Below are 23,513 nucleotides of genomic sequence, written 5' to 3' on the forward strand. Positions count from 1 at the left end.
GGTCTCTGAACAAAGGTCGGCAACCTTTTCGATCTCCGTGGCCACTGATGAGTCAGAAGCACCGTTGAGCGGGGCTTCACGCATCACAACACGTGCTCCACAACCACGTAAGGACTCATCCGTGGCATCCCCCTCGCACCGCAGGTCCCTCCGCAAGCGTCGCGCCGTCATCGTCTCCGCCGCCGCCGTCACGGCCGCGGGCCTCGGCGCCGTCGCGTTCGTGATGAACGCGAACGCGGGTACGGTCGACCTCGCGCACCAGGTGCTGCCCGCCAAGGACGGCTGGGCGGCGTCCGGATCCGGGACGACCGGCGGCTCGCAGGCCGACTCCTCGCACGTCTACACCGTCAGCACCCGCGCCCAGCTCGTGAAGGCGCTGGGCAAGGCCGACAACTCCACGCCGAAGATCATTCAGGTCAAGGGCGTCATCGACGCCAACACCGACGACTCGGGCAAGAAGCTGACCTGCACCGACTACTCCGCCGGCACGGGATATTCGACGGCCGCCTATCTGAAGGCCTACGGCCCGGCCACGTACGGCACCTCCAAGCTGCCCTCCGGCACGCAGGAGAAGGCCCGCGACGCCGCGCAGCAGAAGCAGGCGAAGAACATCGTCTTCAAGGTGCCCGCCAACACCACCATCGTGGGTGTGCCGGGCACCAAGGCCGGGATCACCGGTGGCAGTCTGCAGGTGCAGAGCGTCGACAACGTCATCATCCGCAATCTGACCTTCTCCGCCACCGAGGACTGCTTCCCGCAGTGGGACCCGACCGACGGCGACAGCGGCAACTGGAACTCCGCGTACGACGCCGTCACCCTGCGCGGGGCGACGCACGTGTGGGCCGACCACAACACCTTCACCGACGCGTCGCACTTCGACAGCGCCAACCCGAAGTACTACGGCCGCGAGTACCAGATCCACGACGGTGACCTCGACATCACCAAGGGCTCGGACCTGGTGACCGTCGAGCGCAACCAGTTCACCAACCACGACAAGACCATGCTGATCGGCAGCAGCGACACCGACAGCGTCGGCAAGCTGCGCGTCTCCATCCACCACAACGTGTGGAAGGGGATCGTTCAGCGGGCTCCCCTGACCCGGATCGGGCAGGTGCACATCTACAACAACTACTTCGACACCACGACCGTCAACGGGTACGCGCCCCTCTACAGCATCAACTCCCGTGCCAAGGCCCAGGTCGTCGCCGAGGACAACTACTGGAAGGTCCCGACGGGCGGGAAGATCTCCAAGCTGCTCAGCGGCGACGGCACCGGCTCGATCGCCGGCACCGGCAACCTCGTCAACGGCACCTCGACCGACCTCGTCGCCGCGTACAACGCCGCGAACTCGAAGAAGCTGAAGACGACGGTGAACTGGACGCCGACCCTGAACGCCGGGATCCAGTCCTCCGCGAAGAACCTGCCCACCGAGCTGGCCACCACCACCGGTGCGGTTCTGACCTCGTAGGGGACGCGAAGGGCGCCCGGGGCTTGAAAGCCCCGGGCGCCCGGTCCGACTTCGAAGGCTCAGGACAGGGACTTGTAGCCGCCCCAGCCCGTGCCGATCTGCGTACGGCCGCCGAAGGAACCGGCGCCGTTCCCGTTCAGGCGCCAGAGCTTTCCGGCGGTGTCGCGGGCCACGAGGTCGGCCTTGCCGTCACGGTTCAGGTCGCCGACGCCGACGACTGTGTCGTACGTGGAGCCCCAGTTGGTGAACAGCTTCACGCGGGCGGCGAAGGTGCCATTGCCCTTGCCGGCGTACCGGTAGAGGGTGTTGGACTTGTCCTGGGCGAGCAGGTCGCCGATGCCGTCGCCGTTGAGGTCGCCGACGCCGACGATCTTCTTGTAGCCCTTCCAGTTGTCGTAGAGCTTCACGCGGGAGGACAGCTTCCCCGTGCTCGTGCCCTTGTAGAGGTAGACCGCGCCGGTGGAGGAGTTGCGGGTGATCAGGTCCGGGCGGCCGTCACCGCTCATGTCGCCGGGCGAGGTGAGGATGTCGTACTGCGTCCAGCCGCTCGTCGCGAGCGTGGTGTACGACGTCGACGGCTTGAGCGCGTTGCCGCAGCCCGGCCTGTAGAGGCGCAGGGCCCCGCTGCTGTAGCGGACGAGGACGTCGTTGCAGCGGTCGCCGCTGAGGTCGCCGAACGGGACCGCCTTGATGGAGGTGGCCCAGCCGGTGCCGGTCGTCTTCTCGGAGAACTTGCCGTTGCCCGCGCCGTGTTGGTAGCTCAGCCCGCCGGAGGAGTTGAGGGTGAGGAGATCGCCGACGCCGTCCGGTTCGCCCTCGATGCTGTTGAAGTCGTGGCGTACCGCCGCGCCGCCGAACACTATTCCTGTGCCGGTGGTCACCGTGGCCGCTGTCGTGCTGCCGAGGCCGGTCGCCTTGAGGGTCCACTTGAAGGGGCCGTTGGGGAAGTAAGTCCCGTTCGTCGCCTTTGCGTTCCAGGTCGGCGAGAGCCAGGCCGTGGCGGCGCCGCCGGTGAGTGTGCGGGCCGCCTTGCCGGTCTCGCCGCTCTGGACCGAGGTGAAGGTCAGGGACCAGGAGGTGACGGGGCGGGACAGCAGCCAACTGCTGTTCCACGTCTTGGAGTCGGTGTCCGAGGACTTGGACCAGATGAGGTCGTCGACCGTGCCCTCGTAGACGGTCGGGGCGGACGGGGCCACCCCGGTCGTCGCGACATGCGTCCGCTCGTACGTGTCGAACCAGGCGACCAGGCCCGTGTACTCGTCCACCGTCCACCGGTGGCGGCGGTCGGTGACCAGGCCGGAGTCCGGGAGCCCGGAGGCGATGACACGGGTGGCGCCGGTGGCCGCGTCGGTCAGGACGAGTTCGTCCGTCGTGTGGTCGTGGCGGACGGTGAATCCGTCGCCGAGCAGGACGTCACCGGGGGTCACCGGCACGGACGTGCCGGCCTTGGTGTCGTACACGCCCGCCGAGTTCCCGCAGGACCAGTACACCCAGCGGCCCGCCGCCTGGAGTTCGGTCGGGACGCAGCCCGCGCCCGCGATGGTGACCGTGGAGAGGGTCTTCTGCTCGGCCAGGCTGTACGAGGTGAGCTTGCCGGCGGTGGAGGTGGCGCTCCAGAGGGTGGAGCCGTTCAGCGCCGCGGCCCGGATCGTGCGCTTCAGCTGCTGTCCGTAGCCGAACCGGCCGACGTACTGCATGGGCGTGGTGCCGCCGGAGTCGTAGACCGCGTAGCCGTCCGAGACGTCGACGATCCTGCCGCCCTGGGTCCCGAACTCCAGCGTGTAGTTCGATGTGGCGTCTCCGATGGCGACCAGCTTGTCCGCGTTCGGGAGGCCGGTGCCGCCTTCGTCGACGTCGTCGAACGTCATGAGGTAGACGTCCTCGGGCCTGCCCCCGCGGTTGCCCCACATCGCGGAGCAGGTGGTGCCGGCGTACGGGCACGCGGGTCGGACCGAGTCGCCCGCGGTGGCGGCGGAGGCCGTCAGGCCGGCGGCGCCGTCGGTGGTGAGGGTCCGGATCGACGTGGTGTCGAGGGTGGAGGAGGGGTTCTCCTCGGCCACGCGCAGACTGCCCCGGCTGAGCGCGAGCCCCGTCTTGGCGTTCTCCGCCGCCGGGATCTCCCGCACCTTCGTCAGCTCCGGGGAGCCGTCGGCGGCCCGGCCGACGCGCTGCACCCACCAGTCGGCGGCGCCGGTGCCGCCGGTGACGAGGGCGTCGTCGCCGGACGCGTGGATCGCGTACGCGCCGGAGGCGCCCAGCAGGGTCCGCGAGGAGCCGTCGGCGAGCGAGACCGCGGTGATCGCCGTGCCGGTGTTCGTGTCCGTGGGCAGCAGCAGCCAGTCGCCGACCAGGACCGGGTCGCCGTCGAGGGCACCGAAGTTCGGCAGGTCGACGACCTGTTCCTCGGCGGCGGCCGGGTCGGTGCGGGACTTGAGGTGGAGGTCGCCGGTGCTGGTCTCGTACCAGCCGATCCGGTCCTCGCTCTGTACGTACGGCGAGTTGGCGGTGACGTCGCCGAAGGCCCGGGTGCCGACGGCCGAGTCGATGTCGATGTAGTACAGGGCGGTGCCGTTCTCGACCAGCACGCCGTCGGAGTCGGCCGCCACGACCGCCTGGTCCTGGACGGTCAACCAGTCGCCGGTCACGAAGCGTTCGCGTCGCTCGCCGGCCACGGAGTCGATCAGGGTGCGGCCGGTGACGACGGTGTCACCGGCCAGCGCCCGGTAGTAGTAGTCCGAGGTGACGGTCGACGTCTTGTGCGTCGACGGGTCCCAGAGGGTGACGGACTTGCTGGTCAGGGACGTCGGCAGGGCGACCAGGTCGCCGTCCGAGCCGTACCAGGCCGTCCGGCACAGCGAGCCGAGGTAGGTGCAGCCCGCGCCGGGTGTGTAGACGCCGTTCGCGTTCTCGACGGTGACGGTGGAGCCGTCGTCGTAGTCCGTCCACAGCAGTCCGTCGACCCCGCTCTGCCGGTGCAGGAAGCCGGTGGAGCCCGCGGTGAGCGGCCGGTCGACGCGCGGGGTGTCCGTGTTCGGGTCGACGAGCGTGATCTCCTTGGTGCCCGTGCCCGCCACGGGCGCCGCCTGGGCGGTCGCGCCGCCCGGCCCCTGCGCGAGCACGGTGATCGCCGTGGCCGTGACGGCGACGGCGAGTGTGGAGACGGCAGCGGCAAGACCGCCCCGTCTCAGGGCGTGTCTGCCCACGTGAGTTTCCCTCCCCGCGGGGGTCCCCACCCCCGCCAAGTGGCCGGATGCTACCAGCGAGTTTGGCTTTTGTTCAAGAAAAGGCAAAGGGGGAGGGAGGGGGGCGCCGCGCGGCTCAGGTGTCGTACTGGCCGTCCCACGGCTCCGCGAACGCGAGACGGTCCGGGTACAGCTCGGCCCAGGCCTCCTCCTCGTCCTCCCTGATCACCAGGCCGAACAGGACGCCGTCGACGGTGCGTTGGAAGGGGCGGATCGCGATGTCCGTGTAGGAGCGGCGGGGCAGGCTCCGCAGGAGTTTCGCCAGATGGGCCCTGGCCCGGGAGAGCACCGAGTCCGGTCCGTCCGGCGCCAGTTGCTGTTCGGCCCAGGTGCCCGCGCACCAGATCTCCGAGTCGCGGTAGCGGCCCTCGGCGTCGAAGGTGTGCAGCACCGTGTAGAGGCGTTTGTGCTGTTCCCAGCCATCGTCGGGACGGTAGCCCTCGGGGAAGGCGTAGGTGATCGACGCCAGGAACTGGCCGTCCGCGTAGCGACCGATGCTCTCGGTGCGGGACTTCGGCTCGTAGGCGATCGGGATGACCGGAGGGACTGCCATGGCGAAACCATACGGGTGGTCAAGAGCATGTCACCAGCGGGGTCGGTTTCCGGCCGAGGAGTGAGACGCAGGACGGGAAAAGAGAGGGGCCCGGCACCTCTTCGGTGCCGGGCCCCGCGCTACGCCGTCACTACTCCGGTGCGCCGCCGAAGCGCTCCTTGTACGACTCCAGGTCCTCGTCCGTGATCTTGGCGAACAGGACCGGGGGAACCGTGAAGGGGGTGCCCGCGGGGACGGAGGACAGGGACCTCGCCTCGTCCGCCGACACCCACACCGCCGTGTCGTCCGTCAGCGCGAACGCCGAGCGCATCGCGCGGGAGGACGCGGGGATGAAGGGCTCCGAGACCACCGAGTAGAGGTGGATCAGGTTCATCGCCGTGCGCAGCGTCAGGGCCGCGCCGTCGGGGTCGGTCTTGATCTCCAGCCAGGGGGCCTTCTCCTCCAGGTAGGAGTTGCCCGCCGACCACAGGGCGCGCAGCGCCGCCGCGGCCTTGCGGAACTGGAGGGCCTCCATCTGGGTCTCGTACTCGGCCAGCAGGCCCGCGATCTCCTCGCCGAGCTTCGCCTCCGCCTCGCCCGCCTCGGTGCCCGCCGGGACCTCCTCGCCGAAGCGCTTCTTGGAGAAGGACAGGACGCGGTTGACGAAGTTGCCGAGGGTGTCGGCCAGGTCCTTGTTCACCGTGGCGGTGAAGTGCTCCCAGGTGAAGGACGAGTCGTCCGACTCGGGGGCGTTGGCGATCAGGAAGTAGCGCCAGTAGTCCGCGGGCAGGATGTCCAGCGCGTGGTCGGTGAAGACACCGCGCTTCTGGGACGTGGAGAACTTCCCGCCGTAGTACGTCAGCCAGTTGAAGGCCTTGACGTAGTCGACCTTCTTCCACGGCTCGCGCACGCCCAGCTCGGTGGCCGGGAACATGACGGTGTGGAAGGGGACGTTGTCCTTGGCCATGAACTCCGTGTAGCGGACCGGGTTCTCACCGGTGTCCGCCTCGTACCACCAGGACTTCCAGTCGCGGTTCTCCGGGTCCTGGTCTGCCCACTCCTTCGTCGCCCCGATGTACTCGATCGGCGCGTCGAACCAGACGTAGAAGACCTTGCCCTCCGCCGCCAGTTCCGGCCAGGTGTCGGCCGGGACCGGGACGCCCCAGTCCAGGTCACGCGTGATCGCGCGGTCGTGCAGGCCCTCGGTCAGCCACTTGCGGGCGATGGAGGAGGCGAGCTGCGGCCACTCGTGCTCGTGGCGCGCCACCCACTCCGAGACCTCGCTCTGGAGCTTCGACTGGAGGAGGAAGAGGTGCTTGGTCTCGCGGACCTCAAGATCCGTCGAGCCGGAGATCGCGCTACGCGGGTTGATCAGGTCGGTCGGGTCCAGGACGCGGGTGCAGTTCTCGCACTGGTCGCCGCGGGCCTTGTCGTAGCCGCAGTGGGGGCAGGTGCCCTCCACATAGCGGTCCGGGAGGAAGCGGGCGTCCGCCGGGGAGTACACCTGGCGGATCGCGCGCTCCTCGATGAAGCCGTTCTCGTTCAGGCGGCGCGCGAAGTGCTGGGTGATCTCGCGGTTCTGCGGGCTGGAGCTGCGGCCGAAGTAGTCGAAGGACAGCTCGAAGCCGTCGTACACCGCCTTCTGCGCGTCGTGCGCCTGTGCGCAGAACTCGTCGACCGGCAGACCCTGCTCCTTGGCCGCCAGCTCGGCCGGGGTGCCGTGCTCGTCCGTCGCGCAGATGTAGAGGACGTCGTGGCCGCGCTGGCGGAGGTACCGGGAGTACACGTCCGCCGGGAGCATGGACCCCACCATGTTGCCCAGGTGCTTGATCCCGTTGATGTACGGAAGGGCGCTGGTGATGAGGTGTCGAGCCATCGCGGCTGCTCCCAAGTCGTTACGTGTCGTTACGTGGGGTGACGATCGTCGGTGCTGGTCGTACCGTCGGTCGTCTTGCGAACCTTGAAATCGTAGCCGACATGGGTGGGCCGCCCGTTTCCCTTTTCAAGGGGTGGGAAACGGGCGGCCTCGGATGGATCTTGTGGGGCTTACGGGCGCCAGTTCTCCAGCACGCCGTCGTAGACCTCCGCGTCGGTCAGCTCGCGCGGGGTCGGGCCCGCGTGGAAGAAGGCCGTGTTGTCGCTCTTCAGCTTGCGGAGGTAGTCGAAGGCCTTGTTGTCCTGCTCGCCGAACGCGACGAACGAGAAGAACACGGTGGGGTGGTCCTTCGCCGCGTCCGTGAGGGACTGGGTGGCGGGGGTCTTGGCGTCCGGGGCGCCGTCCGTCTGGAAGATCACCAGGGCCGGGTCGGTGGTGCCGGACTTCTGGTGGTGCGTGACGACTTCTTCCACCGCGATGTGGTAGCTCGTACGGCCCATGCGGCCGAGGCCGGCGTGGAGGTCGTCGATCTTGTTCTCGTGCTCGGAGAGGGTGAGCTCGCCGGTGCCGTCCAGTTCGGTGGAGAAGAAGACGACCTGGACCTTGGCCTCGGGGTCGAGGTGGGCGGCGAGGGCGAGGGCCTGCTCGCCGAGGGCCTGGGCGGAGCCGTCCTTGTAGTACGGGCGCATGGACGCGGAGCGGTCCAGGACGAGGTAGACCTTGGCCCGGGTGCCGGTGAGGTCCCTCTTCGCGAGGGCCGTTCCCGCTTCCTGGTAGGCGGTGGCGAGGTCGGGGGCGTGGGTCTTCACGTGGGTGAGGGGGGTGGCGGGGGTGCCGGTGCCGGTCGTTCCGGCCTCGGCTTCGCCTTCGGCCGCGTCTTCTTCCCCGCCCGCACCACCCGTGACGCTCTCGTCGTCGGGTGCGGGTGGCCCTGCCGGGGGCTGATCGCCGTCGGCGGCCACCGGCTCGTCCGCCGGCACATCCACGGAGTCGGCCGTCGGCTCGTCCGCCGAGGCCGCTACCGGTTCCGCTACCGGTTCCGCTACCGGTTCCGCTACCGGTTCCGCGACCGGTTCGGTGACCGGTTCCGTGGTCGGTTCGGCGGGGGTGACCTCGGCGGTGACCGGGGCGGGGGTTTCCTCGGCGACCGGCTCCGAGGGCTCCTCCTCGGCCACGGGCTCGGCGGCCTCTTCGGCCACGGGCTCGGCGGCCTCCGCGGCGACCGGTTCAGGGGTCTCCTCGACGGCGGGCGCGGGGGCTTCCTCGATGACGGGTTCCGGCTCGGGCTCGGAGACCTCCTCGGCCACGGGCTCGGGAGCCTCTTCGGCCACGGGCTCGGGCTCGGGGGCGGACACCTCGGGGGTTTCGGCGACCGGCTCCGATTCGACCACGGGCTCCGGCTCGGGCGCGGGCGCCTCGACCTCAGCCTCGACCTCAGCCTCGACCTCAGCCTCGACCTCAGCCTCGACCTCAGCCTCGACCTCAGCCTCGACCTCAGCCTCGGCCACCGGCTCGGCCTCGGGCTCCGCCGCGACCTCGGTCTCGACCTCGGCGGCGCTCACCGGTTCGGGATCCGGAGCCGGAGACGGAATCGAAGCGGAAGTAGAAGCGGAAGCGGGAGCGGGAGTGGAAGCAGAAGCGGAAGCGGCAGTCGGAGTCGGCTCCGTCTCGGCCTTCTCCTCCTCCGTCGCCGTCGCCTTCTCCTCAAGTACCGGCTCCGCCGGCTTGGGGACCGTGACGTTGTCGAAGGCCGCCGACACCAGCTCGTCCACCACGGACGGCTCCGACGAAGGTGCGGGGATCTTCGGCTCGGCCTCCTGAGCAGGAGCCGGTGTGGGCTCCGGCTCGGTGGCCGGGGCCGGGACCGTGGGGGCCGTAGCCTCCGTCGGCGAGGTCTCCGCGTCGGCGTCACGCCCCTGGCGTGAGCGGCCGAACGCGTTCCGCAGGAGAGTGAGAATGCCCATGTGCGCAACCCTTCGCATGAGTTGAAGCCGTCAATCCCTGGCCAGGACGGACACGTAAGGTTAGCGGCCGTCTCCGGCGATCTTGGGCAGGGTCGGGTACCGACAGGTAGCGGTGTCAAGAGCGTTATCAAGACCCCTGCGGGAGCGGGAGGTTCACACTCTGTTCACCCGGCCGCAGGGTGCTTGCACCCGCACCCCCCTAGCGTCACGCTCACACCAAGGGTTCGTATGGGGAGAGTAAAGTGCGCAGACTGCTGCCGTTGATCGGAACGCCCGGTTCGCATCCCGGTGGGCGATCCGCCCTGACCTGTCGGTTCCGCTGTGGTGACGCATGCTTCCACGAGGTGCCCAACACCAGCGACAACGCGTACGTCGGTGATGTCATCGCCGGTGCGATCGGCCGCCGTTCGATGATGCGGGCCGCGGCCGTCGTCACGGTCGCCACGGCCACGGGTGCGGCGGTCGTCGGCACCGGCGCCCAGGACGCGCGGGCCGCTCAGGCGGTGGAAGGGGGAGCCGCGGCCCGTACCGGACACACGGTCGACAAGGCCGCGCGCGGGCTCCGGTTCAGCCCCGTCGCGCCGAACACCGCCGACGCCGTCACCGTCCCCGGTGGATATGGCCAGAATGTCGTCATCCGTTGGGGTGAGCCCATCCTGCGCGGCGCTCCCGCCTTCGACCCGGAGCACCAGACCGCCAAGGCCCAGGCCGGGCAGTTCGGTTACAACAACGACTTCCTCGCTCTCCTCCCGCTGCCCGGTGAGCGCGGTCGGCAGCTGCTCGTGGCGAACCACGAGTACACCGACGAGGTGCTGATGTTCCGCGGGTACGACCCCGCGAACCCCACCCGTGAGCAGGTCGAGGTGGCGTGGGCGGCCCACGGTCTGTCCGCCGTCGTGGTCGAGGAGGACCGCAGGACCGGCAGGCTCACCGCCGTCACCCGGCACGCCCTCAACCGTCGTGTCACCGCCACCACCGAGTTCCGGCTCACCGGCCCCGCCGCCGGGTCCGACCTGCTCAAGACCTCCGCGGACCCGACCGGCCGCAAGGTGCTCGGCACGCTCAACAACTGCTCCGGCGGCACCACCCCCTGGGGCACCACGCTGCACGGCGAGGAGAACTTCAACCAGTACTTCGCCAACGCGAGCCGTGACACCGACAAGCGGTACGGGCTCGGTACGGGCGCGACCGAGCGCAAGTGGGAGCGGTTCGACAAGCGGTTCGACGTGGCGCAGGAGCCCAACGAGTCGCACCGCTTCGGATACGTCGTCGAGTTCGACCCGTACGACCCTTCCTCCACGCCCCGCAAGCACACCGCGCTGGGCCGCTTCAAGCACGAGGCCGCGACCGTGCGGCTGACGGACGACGGGCGGCCCGTCGTCTACACCGGCGACGACGAGCGTTTCGACTACTTCTACAAGTTCGTCGGCAGCAAGCGGATGCGGCACGGTTCCTCGCGCTCCGTCCGGGAGCACAACCTCTCCCTCCTCGACGAGGGGACGCTCTACGTGGCCCGGCTGACCGGCGACTCCCCGGCCGCCGAGATCGACGGGAGCGGGAAGCTTCCGGCGGACGGGGAGTTCGACGGCAGTGGTGAGTGGATTCCGCTGGTCACCGCGACCGCCCGCGGGGCCGTCTCGCACGTGGACGGGATGACGGTCGAGGAGGTCCTCGTCTTCACGCGGCTCGCCGGTGACAAGGTCGGCGCCACCAAGATGGACCGGCCCGAGGACATCCAGCCCTCCCCGCACACCGGCAAGGTCTATGTCGTTCTGACCAACAACACCAACCGTGGCAAGGCCGGGTCCGCGGGCGCCGACGAGGCCAATCCGCGCAACGCCAACAAGCACGGGCACATCCTGGAGCTCACCGAGCGCCGGGGCCGCGCCGAGGCGACCACCTTCGGCTGGTCGCTGTTCCTCGTCGCGGGCGACCCGGCCGACCCCGCGACCTACTTCGCGGGCTTCCCGAAGGACAAGGTCAGCCCGATCTCCTGCCCGGACAACGTGGCCTTCGACCCGCACGGCAACCTGTGGATCTCCACGGACGGCAACCAGCTCGGCTCGCACGACGGCCTGCTGGGCGTGGCGACGAAGGGTGAGCGGCGCGGTGAGCTGAAGCAGTTCCTGACGGTGCCGACGGGCGCGGAGACCTGCGGGCCGATCATCCAGGACCGGCGGGTACTCGTCGCGGTCCAGCACCCGGGCGAGATCGACGGAGCGTCGGTGGAGAAGCCGGCGAGCAACTGGCCCGACGGACCCGGGAAGATCGTGCGTCCGGCGGTCGTCTCGGTGTGGCGCGCGGACGGCTGCGACATCGGGGTCTGAAGCCGCGGTCGCGAAAGTCGCGTACGGGTCTTAGGGGAGGGCTGGGACGGGGTTGTCCACGCCGCTGTGTTCCAGCCACTCCCGGTAGGCCGGGGACTGCTGTGCCGTCTCCCGGTACGCCTCCGCCAGGTCCGGATAGACGCCGTCCAGCTCGGCCTCGGTGCGGGCCGCGAGCAGCAGGCGTACGCCGAGGGGGTCGCCGTACAGCCTGCGGACGACCGACTCGGGGCCGGACTGGCGGGTCGGCTGGCAGACGGTGATGACCTCACCGGTCGCCACCAGGGACGCCGTCGTGTGGTAATCGCCGTGCAGGACGCGGGGGTTGAGCCCGGCCGAGCGCAGCATCCGGTGCACCGCGTCCCACTCGCCGTCGACCGTCGGGTCGATCATCCAGCGGTCCTCGGCCAGGTCGGAGAGGCGTACGACGGAGCGTGCGGCGGCCGGGTGGTCGTTCGGCAGGGACACGAACTGGGGCTCGCGCTCGACCAGGACGCGCAGCCGCAGCCCGCTGGGGATGCGCAGCGGGCAGCCCTCGACCTCGTGCACGAAGGCCACGTCGAGCCGGCCCTCGGCGACCAGGTTGAGCAGGGCGTTCGCGGACACGTCCATCTGGAGGACCGGTTCCTGGCGGCGTTCGCGCAGTCGGCGCAGCCAGCCCGCGAGGGCACGGCTCGCGGTGGAGCCGATGCGCAGTTGGGGGTCGTCCGCGGCGGCGGCGCGGGCCTCCGCGACCAGGGACCGCATTTCGGCCACCAGCGGGCGGGCCCGGCCGAGCACGACCCGGCCGAGCGGGGTGGGTCGGCAGCCGGTACGTTCGCGGGTGAACAGCTCCCCGCCCAGCTCCTGTTCGATCCGCCGCAGCTGGGTGCTCAACGAGGGCTGGGCAACGCCGAGCAGGCGCGCGGCGCGGTGCAGGCTGCCGGTGTCGGCGATGGCGCACAGCGCGCGGAGATGCCGGACCTCAAGCTCCATGCCGTCGGAGCCTAAGTCGCGAGCGTGGGTTGCACCAGACGCACAAACCCCTTACAAGGCAGGCGAGTTGGACGCTCCGGGACGGTGCGGGCAGCTCGCCCCGATAGGGCTGTCCTATTGCCGATTGCCATCATCACAGCGGACGCACAGGCATCGACACTCACCGATGACGACTTCACCCCCCACACAAGGAGTCATCGTGCGACTCTCCCTGCCCATGCTCTCGGCCGCGGTCGGGTTGGGCCTCACGGCCGCCACGTTCGGCGCGGTTCCGGCCACGGCGGCCCCCACCCCCGCTTCTGCCCCCGCTTCCGCCTCCGCGTCGGCCCCGTACGCCGGCTACTCCGGATCGGCCGCGGAGGCCAAGGCGAACCAGGCGTTCTTCCAGGCGGTCATCAAGTCCGTCGCCGAGAAGCGCGCCGCGAACCCGAGCAGCGCCGCCGCCGTCACGGTCGTCTACAACGCCTCCCGTGCGCCGTCCTTCAGCGCGGAGATAGCCCGCAGCACCCAGATATGGAACAGCGCGGTCTCGAACGTCAAGCTCCAGTCGGGTTCGGCGTCGAGCGCCGACTTCACCTACCGCGAGGGCAACGACTCGCGTGGCTCCTACGCCTCCACGGACGGCCACGGCGGCGGGTACGTCTTCCTCGACTACGCGCAGAGCGAGCAGTACGACCCGATCCGCATCACCGCGCACGAGACCGGCCATGTGCTGGGTCTGCCCGACCACTACTCCGGTCCGTGCAGCGAGCTGATGTCGGGCGGTGGGCCCGGCCCGTCCTGCACCAACGCGATCCCCAACGCGACCGAGCGCTCGCGCGTCAACCAGCTCTGGGCCAACGGTCTCGCACAGGCCCTGGACAAGGCGCTCAGCAAGAGCAACGCCCGCTGATCACCTAGCCCGTCAACAGCCAGTCCCCACCCCCCACAGGTGCGGGCCGTCCCCTGCACGGGCGGCCCGCACCCCCTGTTTCCGGGCCGGACGGCGTGGCGGCTGTCTCCGGGCGGTCAGTGCGGTGACGCGATGGCGCGGGCCGCCGCGACCTCCTGGCGCAGCGGCTCCAGCACACTGCCGGCCGGCCCCGTGAGATCCGTACGGACCGCGACGAGGGTGTCGGTCTCGCGAAGCCCGTCCGACAACTCCCGCAGTTGCAGCGCGACATGGGAGATCTCGGCCGGGGAGGGGCGCTGGGCGCCGTGCCGGATCCGTACCCCGGCGGCCGTGGTCGCGTCCACGATCCGCTCGACCGCGACGACAAGCGGCAGCCAGGCGGCGGCGCGCCGGCCGTTGGGCGGCGGTTCGCTCAGGGCGCGCTGGAACTCGGTGCGGATGGCGGACAGGTCGCGGTAGAGGCGGCGGCGCATCCGGGCGCGGGCGGCGTGGTCGACGTCCGCCCCGAAGGCGTACTCCACATAGCGGGCGGTGTCCGCGACCGCGTCCGCGAGGCGGTCGCCGACCCGGGTGTGCCAGCTCTCCGGCCACAGCAGATAGCCGGCGACGAGGGCGATCGCGCAGCCGATGAGGGAGTCGACGAGGCGTGGCACGAGCAGGGCGGTGCCCAGCTGGTTGAGGACGTCGGAGAGGAGGAGGATCACCGGGGTGACGGCGGCGGTCTGGTAGCCGTATCCGCGTCGGCCGAGGACGGGGATGAGCGGGCCGAGGACGAACATGACCGGCACGTCCCACCAGCCGAGCGGCACCAGGGCGAGGACGACGGCCGCGACGACGAGTCCGGCCACCGTGCCGAGCGCGCGCAGCAGTGCCCGGGAGAAGACCGAGCCGAAGTCGGGCTTCATGACGAAGGTGATGGTGAGGGCGACCCAGTACGAGCGTGGCACCGGGACGAGGGAGACCAGGGCCTGGGCGAGGCCGATGCAGAGGGCGAGGCGCAGGCCGTAGCGCCAGGAGGCGGCGGACAGCAGGACGTTGCGGGAGGCGCGGGTGGCGCGCTCGCGCAGGGATGGGGGTCCCCCCTGGTCGAGCGAAGCCGAGAGCTTGGGGGAGGGCCTGCCGAGGCGGTCGTCGACGTTGCGGAGGGACGCCTTGCCGGCGGACCGGTCGCTGACGACGTCGGCGGCGTGCCGCAGGGCGTGGTCGACGGCGCGAGCGGTCTCGTTGGTGGGGACCGGGAGGCCGAGCCCTATGGGGCCGGTGTAGCCGGTCTCGACGGCGTCGGCGAGGTGGCGTACGGCGTCCGGGATCTCGGGGGCCAGCGGCTCGTCGAACTGGTGGGCGGCCGCGGCGGCTTCGACGACGGGTGTGATGGCGTTGAGCTGGGCGAGCAGCCGGGCGAGTTCGGGGTTGCGGCCGTGGTGGAAGGCACGCCGGGCGAGGGCGAGGTCGTAGGACTGGTCGAGGGACTGGGTGACGGCGAGGCGGACGTCGACGTACCGCTCGGTGCCGGTCGCGGCGAGCAGGTCGGCGACGGTCCGGTAGGTGTGGGCGACGGCGGCCCGTTCGGGGATGCCCGAGCGCAGCGGCCAGGCGAGCAGGGCCAGGGCCAGGACGAGGAGGCCGCCGCCGGACATCAGCACGGGCGCGAGCCACCAGGATCCCGGCAGGGGAAGTCCGGCGCCGATGGAGCAGTTGAGGAGGAGCAGCAGGCTCGACACGGAGGCCACGGCGCCGATCGTCGAGATCATCCCGGAGACGAGCGCGACGCCGGTGACCGCGCCGACGGCGACCCAGCCGTGGCCGTGGACGAGCGAGCCGATGGTGACGCCGATCGCGCCGAAGAGCTGGGGGACCGCGATGTTGAAGATGCGCATGCGGTAGGCGTCCGCGGTGTCGCCGATGACGCCGGACAGGGCGCCCATGGAGGCGAGGGCGCCGTACGCGGGTTCGCCCGCCGCGAGGCCGATCGCCAGCGGCAGGGCCAGCGCGATCGCGGCGCGCGCGGCGGCGGCCCAGGGCATGGGTGCCTGCTGCGCTCGGAGGTTCCTGACCAGCCAGTCGGGAGGAGTGAGAGCACTGGGCAACTGGCGGGGCATGGACCCATTATGACCGCATCGCACCACCGCTTCCGGGGCTCATTTGTGCTGGTGGAGGGTGATATCGACGACGAGCGCGCGATGGTCGCTGCCCGCGATGCCGAGGAAGGTGGCCGTGTTCGCGGAGAAGTCCCGGGAGACGAGGACGTGGTCGATCTGGGCGCCGAGGGCGGGGGCGGTGCGGGCGGGCCAGCTGGGGGTGCGCGGGGAGCCGGCCAGGCGGGCGCTGTCGCGCAGTCCGGTGTCGAGGATGCGGCGGAACGCGGCGTGGTCCTGGCAGGCGTTGAAGTCCCCGGCGAGGATGGTGGAGCCGTCCTTGCCCCCGGCGGCGTAGTCGCGCAGTTCGCCGAGCTCGTGCCGCCACAGCCCGACCTGCCCCGGCAGCGGCGGCATGGGGTGCGCGAGCTGGAGCCGTACGGCGTGCCCCTGTACGTCGGCCACGGCTCCCGGCATGCCCATCGTCCCGCGTACGCCGTCCGCCACCGCGAGCGGGAACCGGCTGATGATCACGGATCCGTCGGATCCGGCGCCCTCGACGGACACGCGGTACGGATAGCCGCCCCCCGGGCCCTGGAAGGCCTTCTTGAGCGTGGCGGAGCATGTGTACTCGCACTCCTCCACGAACACGATGTCGGGCCGGTGCTGTCCGACGGCGGCGACGAGCGCGCGGGCACCCCGTCCGAACTGCACGTTCGAGGTCATCACCCGCAGTTCGGCGACCGGACTCCCGGTCGGCTCGCTGGTCCTGCCGTAGGGCTCGATGTACCAGGCGAGCGCGCCCAGCACCAGCACGCCCCACACCATGCCGATCCGCCGGCGGGTGAACAGGGCGAGCAGGAGTGCGAGGCCGGTGGGCGCGAGGAGCCAGGGCAGGAAGGCGAGCAGCTGGGGCACGGGGGTGATGCCGTCGCTGTCGGCGGCCCGGCATCCGACCACCACGCTCACCCCGGCCAGCAGCAGTCCGCCCGTCCAGGCCGCGGCCCGTCGGCCCCCGGACCGCGTCGGCCGGTCCTCGGAGCCCGCCGGGGCGGTCACCGCAGTCTCCAAGTCCGGGCCTGCCTTCCGCTCGTTCGCGTGGGGTGCCCGAATCCTCCCTCACCGGCGGGTGGGGCGTCCGCTCAGGCGTCGAGTCCGTCCAGGAAGTCCGCCAGCATCCCGTTGAACTCCTCCGGCCGCTCCAGGTTCGGCAGATGGGCCGCCGAGGCGATCACGCCGAGCGTGGAGTGCGGCAACGCCGCGTGCATCGCCTCGGCGTCCGCGACCGGGGTGTACTCGTCGTCGGCGCCCACGACGACGAGGGCCGGGACGGTGACGCGGGTCAGCAGGTCGCGGTAGTCGGGGCGCTCGGCCCGTCCCCGCAGGGCCGCCGCCGCGCCCTCGGGCGGCGTGGCGGTCATCATGCGGTGCACGTGCGCCGCGACCTCGGCGTTCGCGTACGGCGCGACCATCTTGTACAGGACCTCGTCGGCGTAGCCGGCCATGCCCTCGCGCAGCAGGCGGTCCGCCATCGCGGCGCGCGCCTTCCTGCCCTCCGGGGTCTCGGCCGACGGGAACGTGTCGGCCAGCACCAGCCCCCGGATCCGCGCCGGGAACAGCCGGTAGCACTCCATCGCGATCTGGCCGCCCATGGAGAGTCCGGCGAGGATGAACCGGTCCACCCCGAGGTGGTCCAGCAGCGCCGCGATGTCCTCGGCGAAGGTGGCGAGGGGCGTGACGCCGGGGACCACCGGAGACGCGCCGTAGCCGCGCAGGTCCGGGGCGATCACTCGCCGTCGCGACGAGAACGCGGCGATCTGAGGGGTCCACATCGTGTGGTCGAAGGGGTGGCCGTGGATCAGGACGAGAGGGAGCGCCGAGGCATCGGGTGCGCCCCCTTTGTCCTCGTATGCGAGGAAGGGTGCCATGGCCACGACCCTAGGTCCGGCCAACTGCTCGGTGCAATAAGATCTTTGCCCTCGGTGCAATCCGGGCAGTGCGATCCAGGCAGTGCGATCCCAAGCGGTGCGACCCGATGCCGTGATCCAGAACGCGAACAGGGGGACTTCACGTGGTGGACGACTACCGGCGCATCGCCGACCGGCTCGCCGACGACATCGCCGCCGGGCGGCTGCGACCCGGCGAACGACTGCCCCCGCAGCGGGCGTTCGCCCGGCGGTGCGGGATCGCCGGATCGACGGCGGGACGCGTCTACGCCGAACTGGTGCGGCGCGGACTGGTGGTCGGCGAGGTCGGGCGCGGCACCTTCGTCCGGGCCGCCCCGGCCCCCTCGGGACGCGCCCTCGCCGAGCCCTCCCTCGAATCCCCGGCCCCGCTCGTGAATCTGGAGCTCAACTACCCGTCCGTGCCGGGCCAGTCGGAGCTGCTCACGCCCGCCCTCGCCCCGCTGCTGCGCCCGGACGTGCTCACCGAGTCCCTGCGCACCGCTCCCGCCACCGGTACGCCCGCCGCCCGCGAGGCCGTCGCCGACCTCCTCGCCACCCCGGGCTGGCGTCCGGCCCCGTCCCGGCTGGCCTTCGCGGGCAACGCCCGCCAGGCCATCGCCGCCGCGTTCGCCTCCCTCGTCCGGCCGGGCGGCCGCGTCGGCGTCGAGGCACTGACGTACCCCCTGGTCAAGGAGATCGCGACCCGGCTCGGCGTCACTCTGGTACCGCTGGCCATGGACGGCGAAGGGCTGCGGCCCGAGGCGGTCACCGCGGCCCACCGCTCGGCGCCCCTGTCCGCCGTGTACGTGCAGCCCACCCTGCACAATCCGACCGGCGCGACGATGGGGGACGCGCGCCGCCGGCAACTGGCCGACACCGCACGCGACCTGGACCTCCCGCTCGTCGAGGACCGCATCTGGTCCTTCCTCCACACCGGCCAGGACCCCCTCGCCGCCCACGCTCCCGAGCGCACCTACGTCGTCGACGGCCTCTCCAAGCGGGTCGCGCCCGGCCTCACCGTCGGCTTTCTCGTCGTGCCCGAGGGCCGGGTGGAGGACGTGGCGGCGGCGCTGCGCTCCGGTGCCTGGAGCGCGGGACGGTTCGCACTGGAGGCCGCGGTGCGCTGGCTGGGGGACGGCACGGTCGCCCGGCTGGTCACCGCCAAGCGGGCGGACGCGGCACTGCGGCAGGGGCTGGTCGCCGAGCAACTCGCCGGGTTCCGTGTGCGGGCCGATCCGCGGGCGTACCAGGTCTGGTGGGAGCTGCCCGCGCCGTGGCGGGCGGACACGTTCACGGCGGCGGCAGCGGCGCGCGGGATCGCGGTGACCCCGGGCTCGGCCTTCGCCGCCGCCCCGGCCACCTCGGCGGCCGGGGCGGACGCCGTCAGGCTCGGACTCGGGTCGGTGGCTCCGCCGGAGCTGGCCCGGGCGCTCGGGACGCTCGCCGACGTCGCGCGTACGCGGCCGTGAGCAGGGCGGTCAGCGCCACCGTGAGGCCGAGCGCGAGCAGCGCCCAGGAGACCAGGCGCAGGGTGTCGGTGAGGGCGTCGTACACCGCGCCCACCGCCGTGGGTGACACGTCGGGCGGCAGGTCGGCGAGGGTGAGCCGGCGGCCGACGGCGACCGCGACGCCGAGCAGCGCGGCGCCCACCGCCGTGCCGAGCCCGGTGGCCAGCACCGCCTGCCTGCGGCACACCGCGACGAGGATGCCCGTCACGGCGAGGACGGCCGCCGAGACGGGCAGCCAGAAGCCGGCGACTTCAAGCACGTGGAACCCCTTCCGGAGCTCGGCCAGATTCTCCGAGGGCAACACCGTGATCTCGGTGTGCTCGACGTGGATACGGTTCGCCAACGGCACGTGCGCGCCGGCGAGTTGACTCCTGACCTGTTCGGCGACCGGGGCGAGGTCGATCGTCACGGCCTCCTCACGGTCACTGCGCAGCGCCCGCATCACCGCCTCGTGCGCGGCCCGGTTCGCCGCCTGCCACGCCGTGTGGAACGCCGGTGTCAGCGTGAACGAGCGCACCGCGTCCCGTACGAAGTGGTTCACCGGCCCCTGGAGCGGCGCCCGCACATGGACTTCGCGCAGGATCCCGGTCGTGACGGCCGCGGCGATCGCCTCCCGTACGTCCGTGTCGGCGGCGAGCGGCTCCATCGCGGCCGCGTAGCGCTCGTCGTCGCCGATCCCGTACGCCGCCCAGGTCGACAGCGCGCCGAGCGGCGCGAACAGGCAGGCGAGGGCGATCAGGACGGCCGACAGGGTGCTGCGCACACGAGGGGACACCTTTCCAGGCAAAGCTGCGTGGGCGGCGGGCGCGAGCGGTGTGACTCCATATGGGTGCAAACGACAAGCCGCTCCGGTGGAGAGCTCACCCGAACGGGTGTTACCTGGTTGTAGCGGCTCTTCCCCAGACTCCTGGGACCTGGTCCCAGGGGGTAGGTGAGTGAGGGAGGTGCACGAGGCCCCGGCAGCCTGCCGGGGCCTCGTGCACCATGCCGTGGCGTCGCGTCGGTGTGCCGCCGCGTCAGTTCACCGGATGGCCGGCCGCGTCCTCGTGCGTGTAGTAGTGGTAGAAGCTTCCCGCGAGCACGAACACCGAGACTCCCAGCGCCATGAACGTGGAGCGCAGCACGGAAGCGCCGGTCAGGCTGTAGAGGAACCCGAACGCGATGCCCGCGAACGCGGTCCACACCAGCGCGTGCAGTTCACGCCTCAGCACCGGCGCCAGCATGCGTACGCCGATGTAGGCGGCCGCGAACAAGATCGCGCACACGAACCCGAACAGGACGTTCCAGCCCGTGATCGATCCGCCGTCGCGCAGGCCGGCGTCGCGCGCGTTGGCCGCCGCCCAGTACCCGTAGAGAAGCCCGCCGACGACGGGCACCGCCCACTTCGCGACGGCGTGGGTGCGCTCGTCGAAGACGGCGGGTGCGCGGTGCGTGCGCGCCGCCCAGGTCGAACCCGCGATTCCCGCCGTTCCCGCCGTACGCCCTGTCACCGCTCCGTGTCGTGCCCCTGACGCCTTCGAGACTGGTGCCGTGTGAGTCATGGGAGCACTCCTCTCTCCTCGCCCCGCCTTCCAGGTCACACCCCGGCCGGATGGCTGGCAAGTCGGGATGCGGGGGTTTTGGCCTCGTGTTTCGCTGAACTCCATGAAGGTCGTACTCTTCGGCGCCACAGGAATGATCGGCAGCCGCATCGCAACGGAGGCATCGGCGCGCGGGCACCAGGTCCTGGCGGTGAGCCGCTCCGGGCAGTCGCCGGTCCCAGGGGTCACGGCGACCGCCGCGGACGCCTCGGACACGGCGAAGGTGACCGAGCTGGTGGAGGGCGCGGACGCGGTGGTCTCGGCCTGCGTACCGCCGAGAGACGGGACGGATCCCCGGGGGCCGTTCCTGGCGCTGAACGCGGCGCTGGTGGAGGCCGCCCGGACGGCCGGGGTGCGGCGGCTGGTGATCGTGGGCGGGGCGGGCAGCCTGGAGGTCGCGCCCGGAGAGGCGGTCGTGGACCAGCCCGGCTTCCCGGAGGCCGTCGTGGCGGAGGCGCGCGCCCACAGCGACGCCCTCGACTTCTACCGCACGGTCGACGACCTCGACTGGACGTACATCTCGCCCGCCGCCGACATCGCCCCCGGCGCCCGTACCGGCGTCTTCCGCCTGGGCGGCGACCAGCTGCTCACCGACGAGCACGGCAACAGCCGGATCAGCGCCGAGGACTACGCCATCGCCCTCGTCGACGAGCTGGAGACGCCCGCCCACCCGCGCGCCCGGATGTCGGTGGCGTACTGACGAGGAAGGGGTGGCACGGCGACGTGGGCGGCCTGCGACGCATCCGAGACCTGTCGCCGCTGCTCGGCCCGGTGCCCCCGGAGCAGCGCGACGACTCCGTCCAGCGGCAGAAGATGCTGCGGCTGCGCGGCCACAGCGTCGCCTGGGTGCCGCCGCTGTTCCTGCTCATCGCCATCGGACTGGCCGACTGGAACACCTCCGGCGAGTTCCGGATCATCTCCTGGATCGTCCTCGTCCCCGGCATCGCGGCGGCGATCTGCGGGGTGTGGACCACGGCGGTCTTCGCCTGCCTGGCGGTCGTCACCTACATCGAGGTGGACGCGTCCTGGCAGCACCAGTACCAGACCGGCCTTCCCGACTTCATCCTCGTCAGCGTGGGCGGCGTCCTCGCGGTCATCGCCTGTGCGGTCCGGGTCCGCGGCGAGCGGCGCATGCTGCACATGATGGACGTCGCCGAGACCACCCGGCGCACGGTGCTGCGCCCGATACCGCCGGGCTGGGGCGATCTCGACCACGCGGCCGTGTACCTCCCCGCCGACAGCGAGGCCCGGGTGGGCGGGGACTTCTTCGACATCCAGCCGGGCCCCAGCGGCACCCGGCTCCTCCTCGGCGACGTGCAGGGCAAGGGGCTGGGCGCGGTGGAGTCGGCGGCCGCGCTGCTCGGCACATTCCGCGAGGCGGCCTACCACGAACCCGTCCTGCGGACGGTCGCCGACCGTCTGGAGGTGCGGATGCGCCGGCACGTCGGCTACCGCAAGGCGGTCGGCCACGACGACCACGACCGCTTCGCCACCGCCGTCCTGGTGGGCTTCCCCGACGTCGCCCGGGACACCGTCGAGTTCGTCAACTTCGGCCACGAGCCGCCCCTCGTGGTCGCGCCCGACGGCGTACGCGCCCTGCCGCCGGGCCACGGACTCCCGCTGGGTCTCGCCGAGCTGACCTCCGACCAGCCGCTCGTCCTGACCGCCGTACTGGTCCCCGGCGAGACCCTGCTCCTCGTCACGGACGGGGTGACCGAGGCCCGCGACGCCGACGGAGCGTTCTTTCCGCTCCTCGACCGGGTGACGCGCGCCCTGACCGAGGACCCGCGCACCGTCGAGCCGCAGCGCCTCGTCGAAGTCGTCCGCGACGGCACACTGCGGCACAGCGGCGGGCGGCTGGCCGACGACACCACGATCTTCGCGGTACGACGACGGGGGGACCCCAGACCGGTGGTGTCACCGAACGTGGTACCGGAAGGCACGGGCGAGGGCACAACCCAGCCATAGGCGGGCGTTTGCCCGGCTGCCGTCCCCCCTTCGCAGGCGCAGCGGTTACGGTGCTGGCGTACGTGATCGATGGGGAGGGAGGGAACCATGCCCGGAACCGTGCTGCTCCTCGCGGCCTCACCGGTGGGCAAGGGGTGTCTGGTGGACGCGGCGTCCGTGCTCCCCGTGCTCGCGGCCGTGTCCCCCGCGGTGCTGTCCGGCACGGACACCGCGAACGTGGTGGAACTGGCCGACCCGTTGGAGCCGCAGGCCGTGCTGACCCGGCTGCGCGCGGCCGCCACGGCTCCCGGCCCGCTGACGATGTTCGTGACGGGCCAGCTCCAACTGGACCGCCGCCAGCGCCTGCCGCACCTCGCGCTGGCCCGCACCACCCCGTCGACCGTCCGCTACACGGCCTTCCCCTGGCACTGGATCACCGAGGAACTCCGGCTGCGCGCACCGGGCACCACCGAGCTCCTGGTCGACCTGCACGCCGACGCGGAGACCTGGGAGTACCTCGCGACGAGCCCGCTCACCGCGGGCACGGGGGTCGGCCTGTACGGGCGCGTCGCCCCGCCGCCACCCCGGCGCACGGTGGCGTCACCGGCGTACATGAAGGCCCTCGCCACGATCCTGCGCAGCGGCCTACGGCCCGAACTCCCGCTGCTGCACCAGCAGTCGCTGGCCCGGATCGAGGCCGAGAGCGGGCCGTCGGGGATCGTGCTGGCGGCTCCCGCGCGGATACCCGTGGTCCCGGACCCGCACGCCGCGATCACCGCCGCCGCGCAGGCGGGCCGGCACGACGAGGCCGCGGCACTGGCCGCGCGCTGGGCGCAGGAGGCGGCCCGCACCTGGGGCGTCGCCTCCGAACAGGCCCTGCACTGGGCGGAGGTCCGCGCGGACCTGGCGATGCTCGCGGGCGACCCGGTCGGCAGCTGCCGCACCTGGCTGGCGATCGCCGGACACCGGCTGGACGCGGGCCAGCCCTGCGACGCCCCGGCCGTCGAGTCGGCCGTGGACCGGGCCCACCACCAGTGGGGGCAGATCCGCGACTCCGCGCGGGCCGTCGAACTCGGCGCCGCGCTGGCCGAGTTGAGGCTGCGCGTGCCCGGACGCCGACGGGGCGCCCTCGACCACGTACAACGGCACCTCAGCAGGCTCCAGGCGGGAGTGTGACGGCCGGG

Annotated in this window: 17 protein-coding genes; 7 read left to right on the forward strand and 10 right to left on the reverse strand. The window is 71.6% G+C overall.

Features of this window, described 5'->3' with window-relative positions:
• The first annotated feature begins 121 nt into the window (after window positions 1-121).
• Window positions 122-1,468 (forward strand): pectate lyase family protein, encoded by a 1,347-nt coding sequence (locus tag AQJ27_RS42375; protein ID WP_067381554.1) that lies wholly within the window; start codon window positions 122-124, stop codon window positions 1,466-1,468.
• Window positions 1,469-1,527: 59 nt separating this feature from the next.
• Here the strand turns inward: AQJ27_RS42375 and AQJ27_RS42380 are convergent, their stop codons facing one another.
• The 4 genes from AQJ27_RS42380 to AQJ27_RS42395 all read right to left on the reverse strand — a co-directional run bounded on the left by AQJ27_RS42380 (window position 1,528) and on the right by AQJ27_RS42395 (window position 9,082).
• Window positions 1,528-4,671, reverse strand: a complete 3,144-nt coding sequence (locus AQJ27_RS42380) for an FG-GAP repeat domain-containing protein (protein ID WP_067381557.1) — start codon at window positions 4,669-4,671, stop codon at window positions 1,528-1,530.
• Between the two features lie 115 nt (window positions 4,672-4,786).
• Complete coding sequence (locus tag AQJ27_RS42385) at window positions 4,787-5,263, reverse strand: hypothetical protein (protein WP_067381560.1); 477 nt, start codon at window positions 5,261-5,263, stop codon at window positions 4,787-4,789.
• Between the two features lie 130 nt (window positions 5,264-5,393).
• Complete coding sequence (metG, locus tag AQJ27_RS42390; RefSeq protein WP_067381563.1) at window positions 5,394-7,118, reverse strand: methionine--tRNA ligase; 1,725 nt, start codon at window positions 7,116-7,118, stop codon at window positions 5,394-5,396.
• A 170-nt stretch (window positions 7,119-7,288) separates the two neighbouring features.
• Window positions 7,289-9,082 carry a VWA domain-containing protein gene (locus AQJ27_RS42395; protein ID WP_067381566.1) on the reverse strand — a complete coding sequence of 598 codons (1,794 nt, stop codon included), beginning with the start codon at window positions 9,080-9,082 and terminating at the stop codon, window positions 7,289-7,291.
• A gap of 242 nt (window positions 9,083-9,324) precedes the next feature.
• Between AQJ27_RS42395 and AQJ27_RS42400 the strand changes: the two genes are divergently transcribed.
• The gene (locus AQJ27_RS42400) at window positions 9,325-11,409 is read left to right on the forward strand and encodes a PhoX family protein (protein WP_067381569.1); all 2,085 of its coding nucleotides are present in this window, start codon (window positions 9,325-9,327) and stop codon (window positions 11,407-11,409) included.
• 30 nt (window positions 11,410-11,439) lie between these two features.
• Here AQJ27_RS42400 and AQJ27_RS42405 read toward each other — a convergent pair whose 3' ends face one another.
• Complete coding sequence (locus AQJ27_RS42405) at window positions 11,440-12,381, reverse strand: LysR family transcriptional regulator (RefSeq protein ID WP_067381571.1); 942 nt, start codon at window positions 12,379-12,381, stop codon at window positions 11,440-11,442.
• A 199-nt stretch (window positions 12,382-12,580) separates the two neighbouring features.
• Here AQJ27_RS42405 and snpA point away from each other — a divergent pair, with 199 nt between their 5' ends.
• Window positions 12,581-13,273: a snapalysin gene (gene snpA, locus AQJ27_RS42410; protein WP_096240354.1), complete on the forward strand. Its 693-nt coding sequence runs from the start codon at window positions 12,581-12,583 to the stop codon at window positions 13,271-13,273.
• Between the two features lie 116 nt (window positions 13,274-13,389).
• On the opposite strand, the gene AQJ27_RS42415 is transcribed toward snpA, so the two are convergent.
• The 3 genes from AQJ27_RS42415 to AQJ27_RS42425 all read right to left on the reverse strand — a co-directional run bounded on the left by AQJ27_RS42415 (window position 13,390) and on the right by AQJ27_RS42425 (window position 17,276).
• Window positions 13,390-15,372, reverse strand: a complete 1,983-nt coding sequence (locus tag AQJ27_RS42415) for an FUSC family protein (RefSeq protein WP_067381577.1) — start codon at window positions 15,370-15,372, stop codon at window positions 13,390-13,392.
• Window positions 15,373-15,411: 39 nt separating this feature from the next.
• Window positions 15,412-16,419, reverse strand: a complete 1,008-nt coding sequence (locus AQJ27_RS42420) for an endonuclease/exonuclease/phosphatase family protein (protein WP_067381579.1) — start codon at window positions 16,417-16,419, stop codon at window positions 15,412-15,414.
• A 71-nt stretch (window positions 16,420-16,490) separates the two neighbouring features.
• Entirely contained in the window at window positions 16,491-17,276 is a 786-nt protein-coding gene (locus tag AQJ27_RS42425; protein ID WP_067381761.1) for an alpha/beta fold hydrolase, read from the reverse strand.
• A 146-nt stretch (window positions 17,277-17,422) separates the two neighbouring features.
• On the opposite strand from AQJ27_RS42425, the gene AQJ27_RS42430 reads away from it, so the two are divergent.
• Window positions 17,423-18,763, forward strand: a complete 1,341-nt coding sequence (locus AQJ27_RS42430) for an aminotransferase-like domain-containing protein (protein WP_067381764.1) — start codon at window positions 17,423-17,425, stop codon at window positions 18,761-18,763.
• On the opposite strand, the gene AQJ27_RS42435 is transcribed toward AQJ27_RS42430, so the two are convergent.
• Both AQJ27_RS42435 and AQJ27_RS42440 read right to left on the reverse strand, forming a co-directional pair.
• Window positions 18,678-19,577 carry a hypothetical protein gene (locus AQJ27_RS42435; RefSeq protein WP_067381582.1) on the reverse strand — a complete coding sequence of 300 codons (900 nt, stop codon included), beginning with the start codon at window positions 19,575-19,577 and terminating at the stop codon, window positions 18,678-18,680. The two genes, AQJ27_RS42430 and AQJ27_RS42435, sit on opposite strands and share 86 nt — an antisense overlap.
• A gap of 241 nt (window positions 19,578-19,818) precedes the next feature.
• A complete protein-coding gene (locus tag AQJ27_RS42440) occupies window positions 19,819-20,292 on the reverse strand; it encodes a hypothetical protein (RefSeq protein WP_235613813.1) in 474 nt (157 codons plus the stop codon).
• A gap of 154 nt (window positions 20,293-20,446) precedes the next feature.
• Here AQJ27_RS42440 and AQJ27_RS42445 point away from each other — a divergent pair, with 154 nt between their 5' ends.
• The 3 genes from AQJ27_RS42445 to AQJ27_RS42455 all read left to right on the forward strand — a co-directional run bounded on the left by AQJ27_RS42445 (window position 20,447) and on the right by AQJ27_RS42455 (window position 23,505).
• Window positions 20,447-21,082: an NAD(P)-dependent oxidoreductase gene (locus AQJ27_RS42445; protein ID WP_067381585.1), complete on the forward strand. Its 636-nt coding sequence runs from the start codon at window positions 20,447-20,449 to the stop codon at window positions 21,080-21,082.
• Between the two features lie 23 nt (window positions 21,083-21,105).
• The gene (locus tag AQJ27_RS42450) at window positions 21,106-22,350 is read left to right on the forward strand and encodes a PP2C family protein-serine/threonine phosphatase (protein ID WP_425275266.1); all 1,245 of its coding nucleotides are present in this window, start codon (window positions 21,106-21,108) and stop codon (window positions 22,348-22,350) included.
• An 87-nt stretch (window positions 22,351-22,437) separates the two neighbouring features.
• Entirely contained in the window at window positions 22,438-23,505 is a 1,068-nt protein-coding gene (locus AQJ27_RS42455) for a hypothetical protein (protein ID WP_067381589.1), read from the forward strand.
• Window positions 23,506-23,513 lie beyond the last annotated feature (8 nt).

Origin of the sequence: Streptomyces olivochromogenes (assembly GCF_001514115.1) — a bacterium.
Taxonomy (GTDB): Bacteria; Actinomycetota; Actinomycetes; order Streptomycetales; family Streptomycetaceae; genus Streptomyces; species Streptomyces olivochromogenes.

Coding starts and splice junctions, on each gene's coding strand:
- metG (WP_067381563.1), bottom strand. CDS start 7,118: ATGGCTCGACACCTCATCACCAGCGCCCTTCCGTACATCAACGGGATC.
- AQJ27_RS42395 (WP_067381566.1), bottom strand. CDS start 9,082: ATGGGCATTCTCACTCTCCTGCGGAACGCGTTCGGCCGCTCACGCCAG.
- AQJ27_RS42385 (WP_067381560.1), bottom strand. CDS start 5,263: ATGGCAGTCCCTCCGGTCATCCCGATCGCCTACGAGCCGAAGTCCCGC.
- AQJ27_RS42455 (WP_067381589.1), top strand. CDS start 22,438: ATGCCCGGAACCGTGCTGCTCCTCGCGGCCTCACCGGTGGGCAAGGGG.
- AQJ27_RS42405 (WP_067381571.1), bottom strand. CDS start 12,381: ATGGAGCTTGAGGTCCGGCATCTCCGCGCGCTGTGCGCCATCGCCGAC.
- AQJ27_RS42425 (WP_067381761.1), bottom strand. CDS start 17,276: ATGGCACCCTTCCTCGCATACGAGGACAAAGGGGGCGCACCCGATGCC.
- AQJ27_RS42445 (WP_067381585.1), top strand. CDS start 20,447: ATGAAGGTCGTACTCTTCGGCGCCACAGGAATGATCGGCAGCCGCATC.
- AQJ27_RS42415 (WP_067381577.1), bottom strand. CDS start 15,372: ATGCCCCGCCAGTTGCCCAGTGCTCTCACTCCTCCCGACTGGCTGGTC.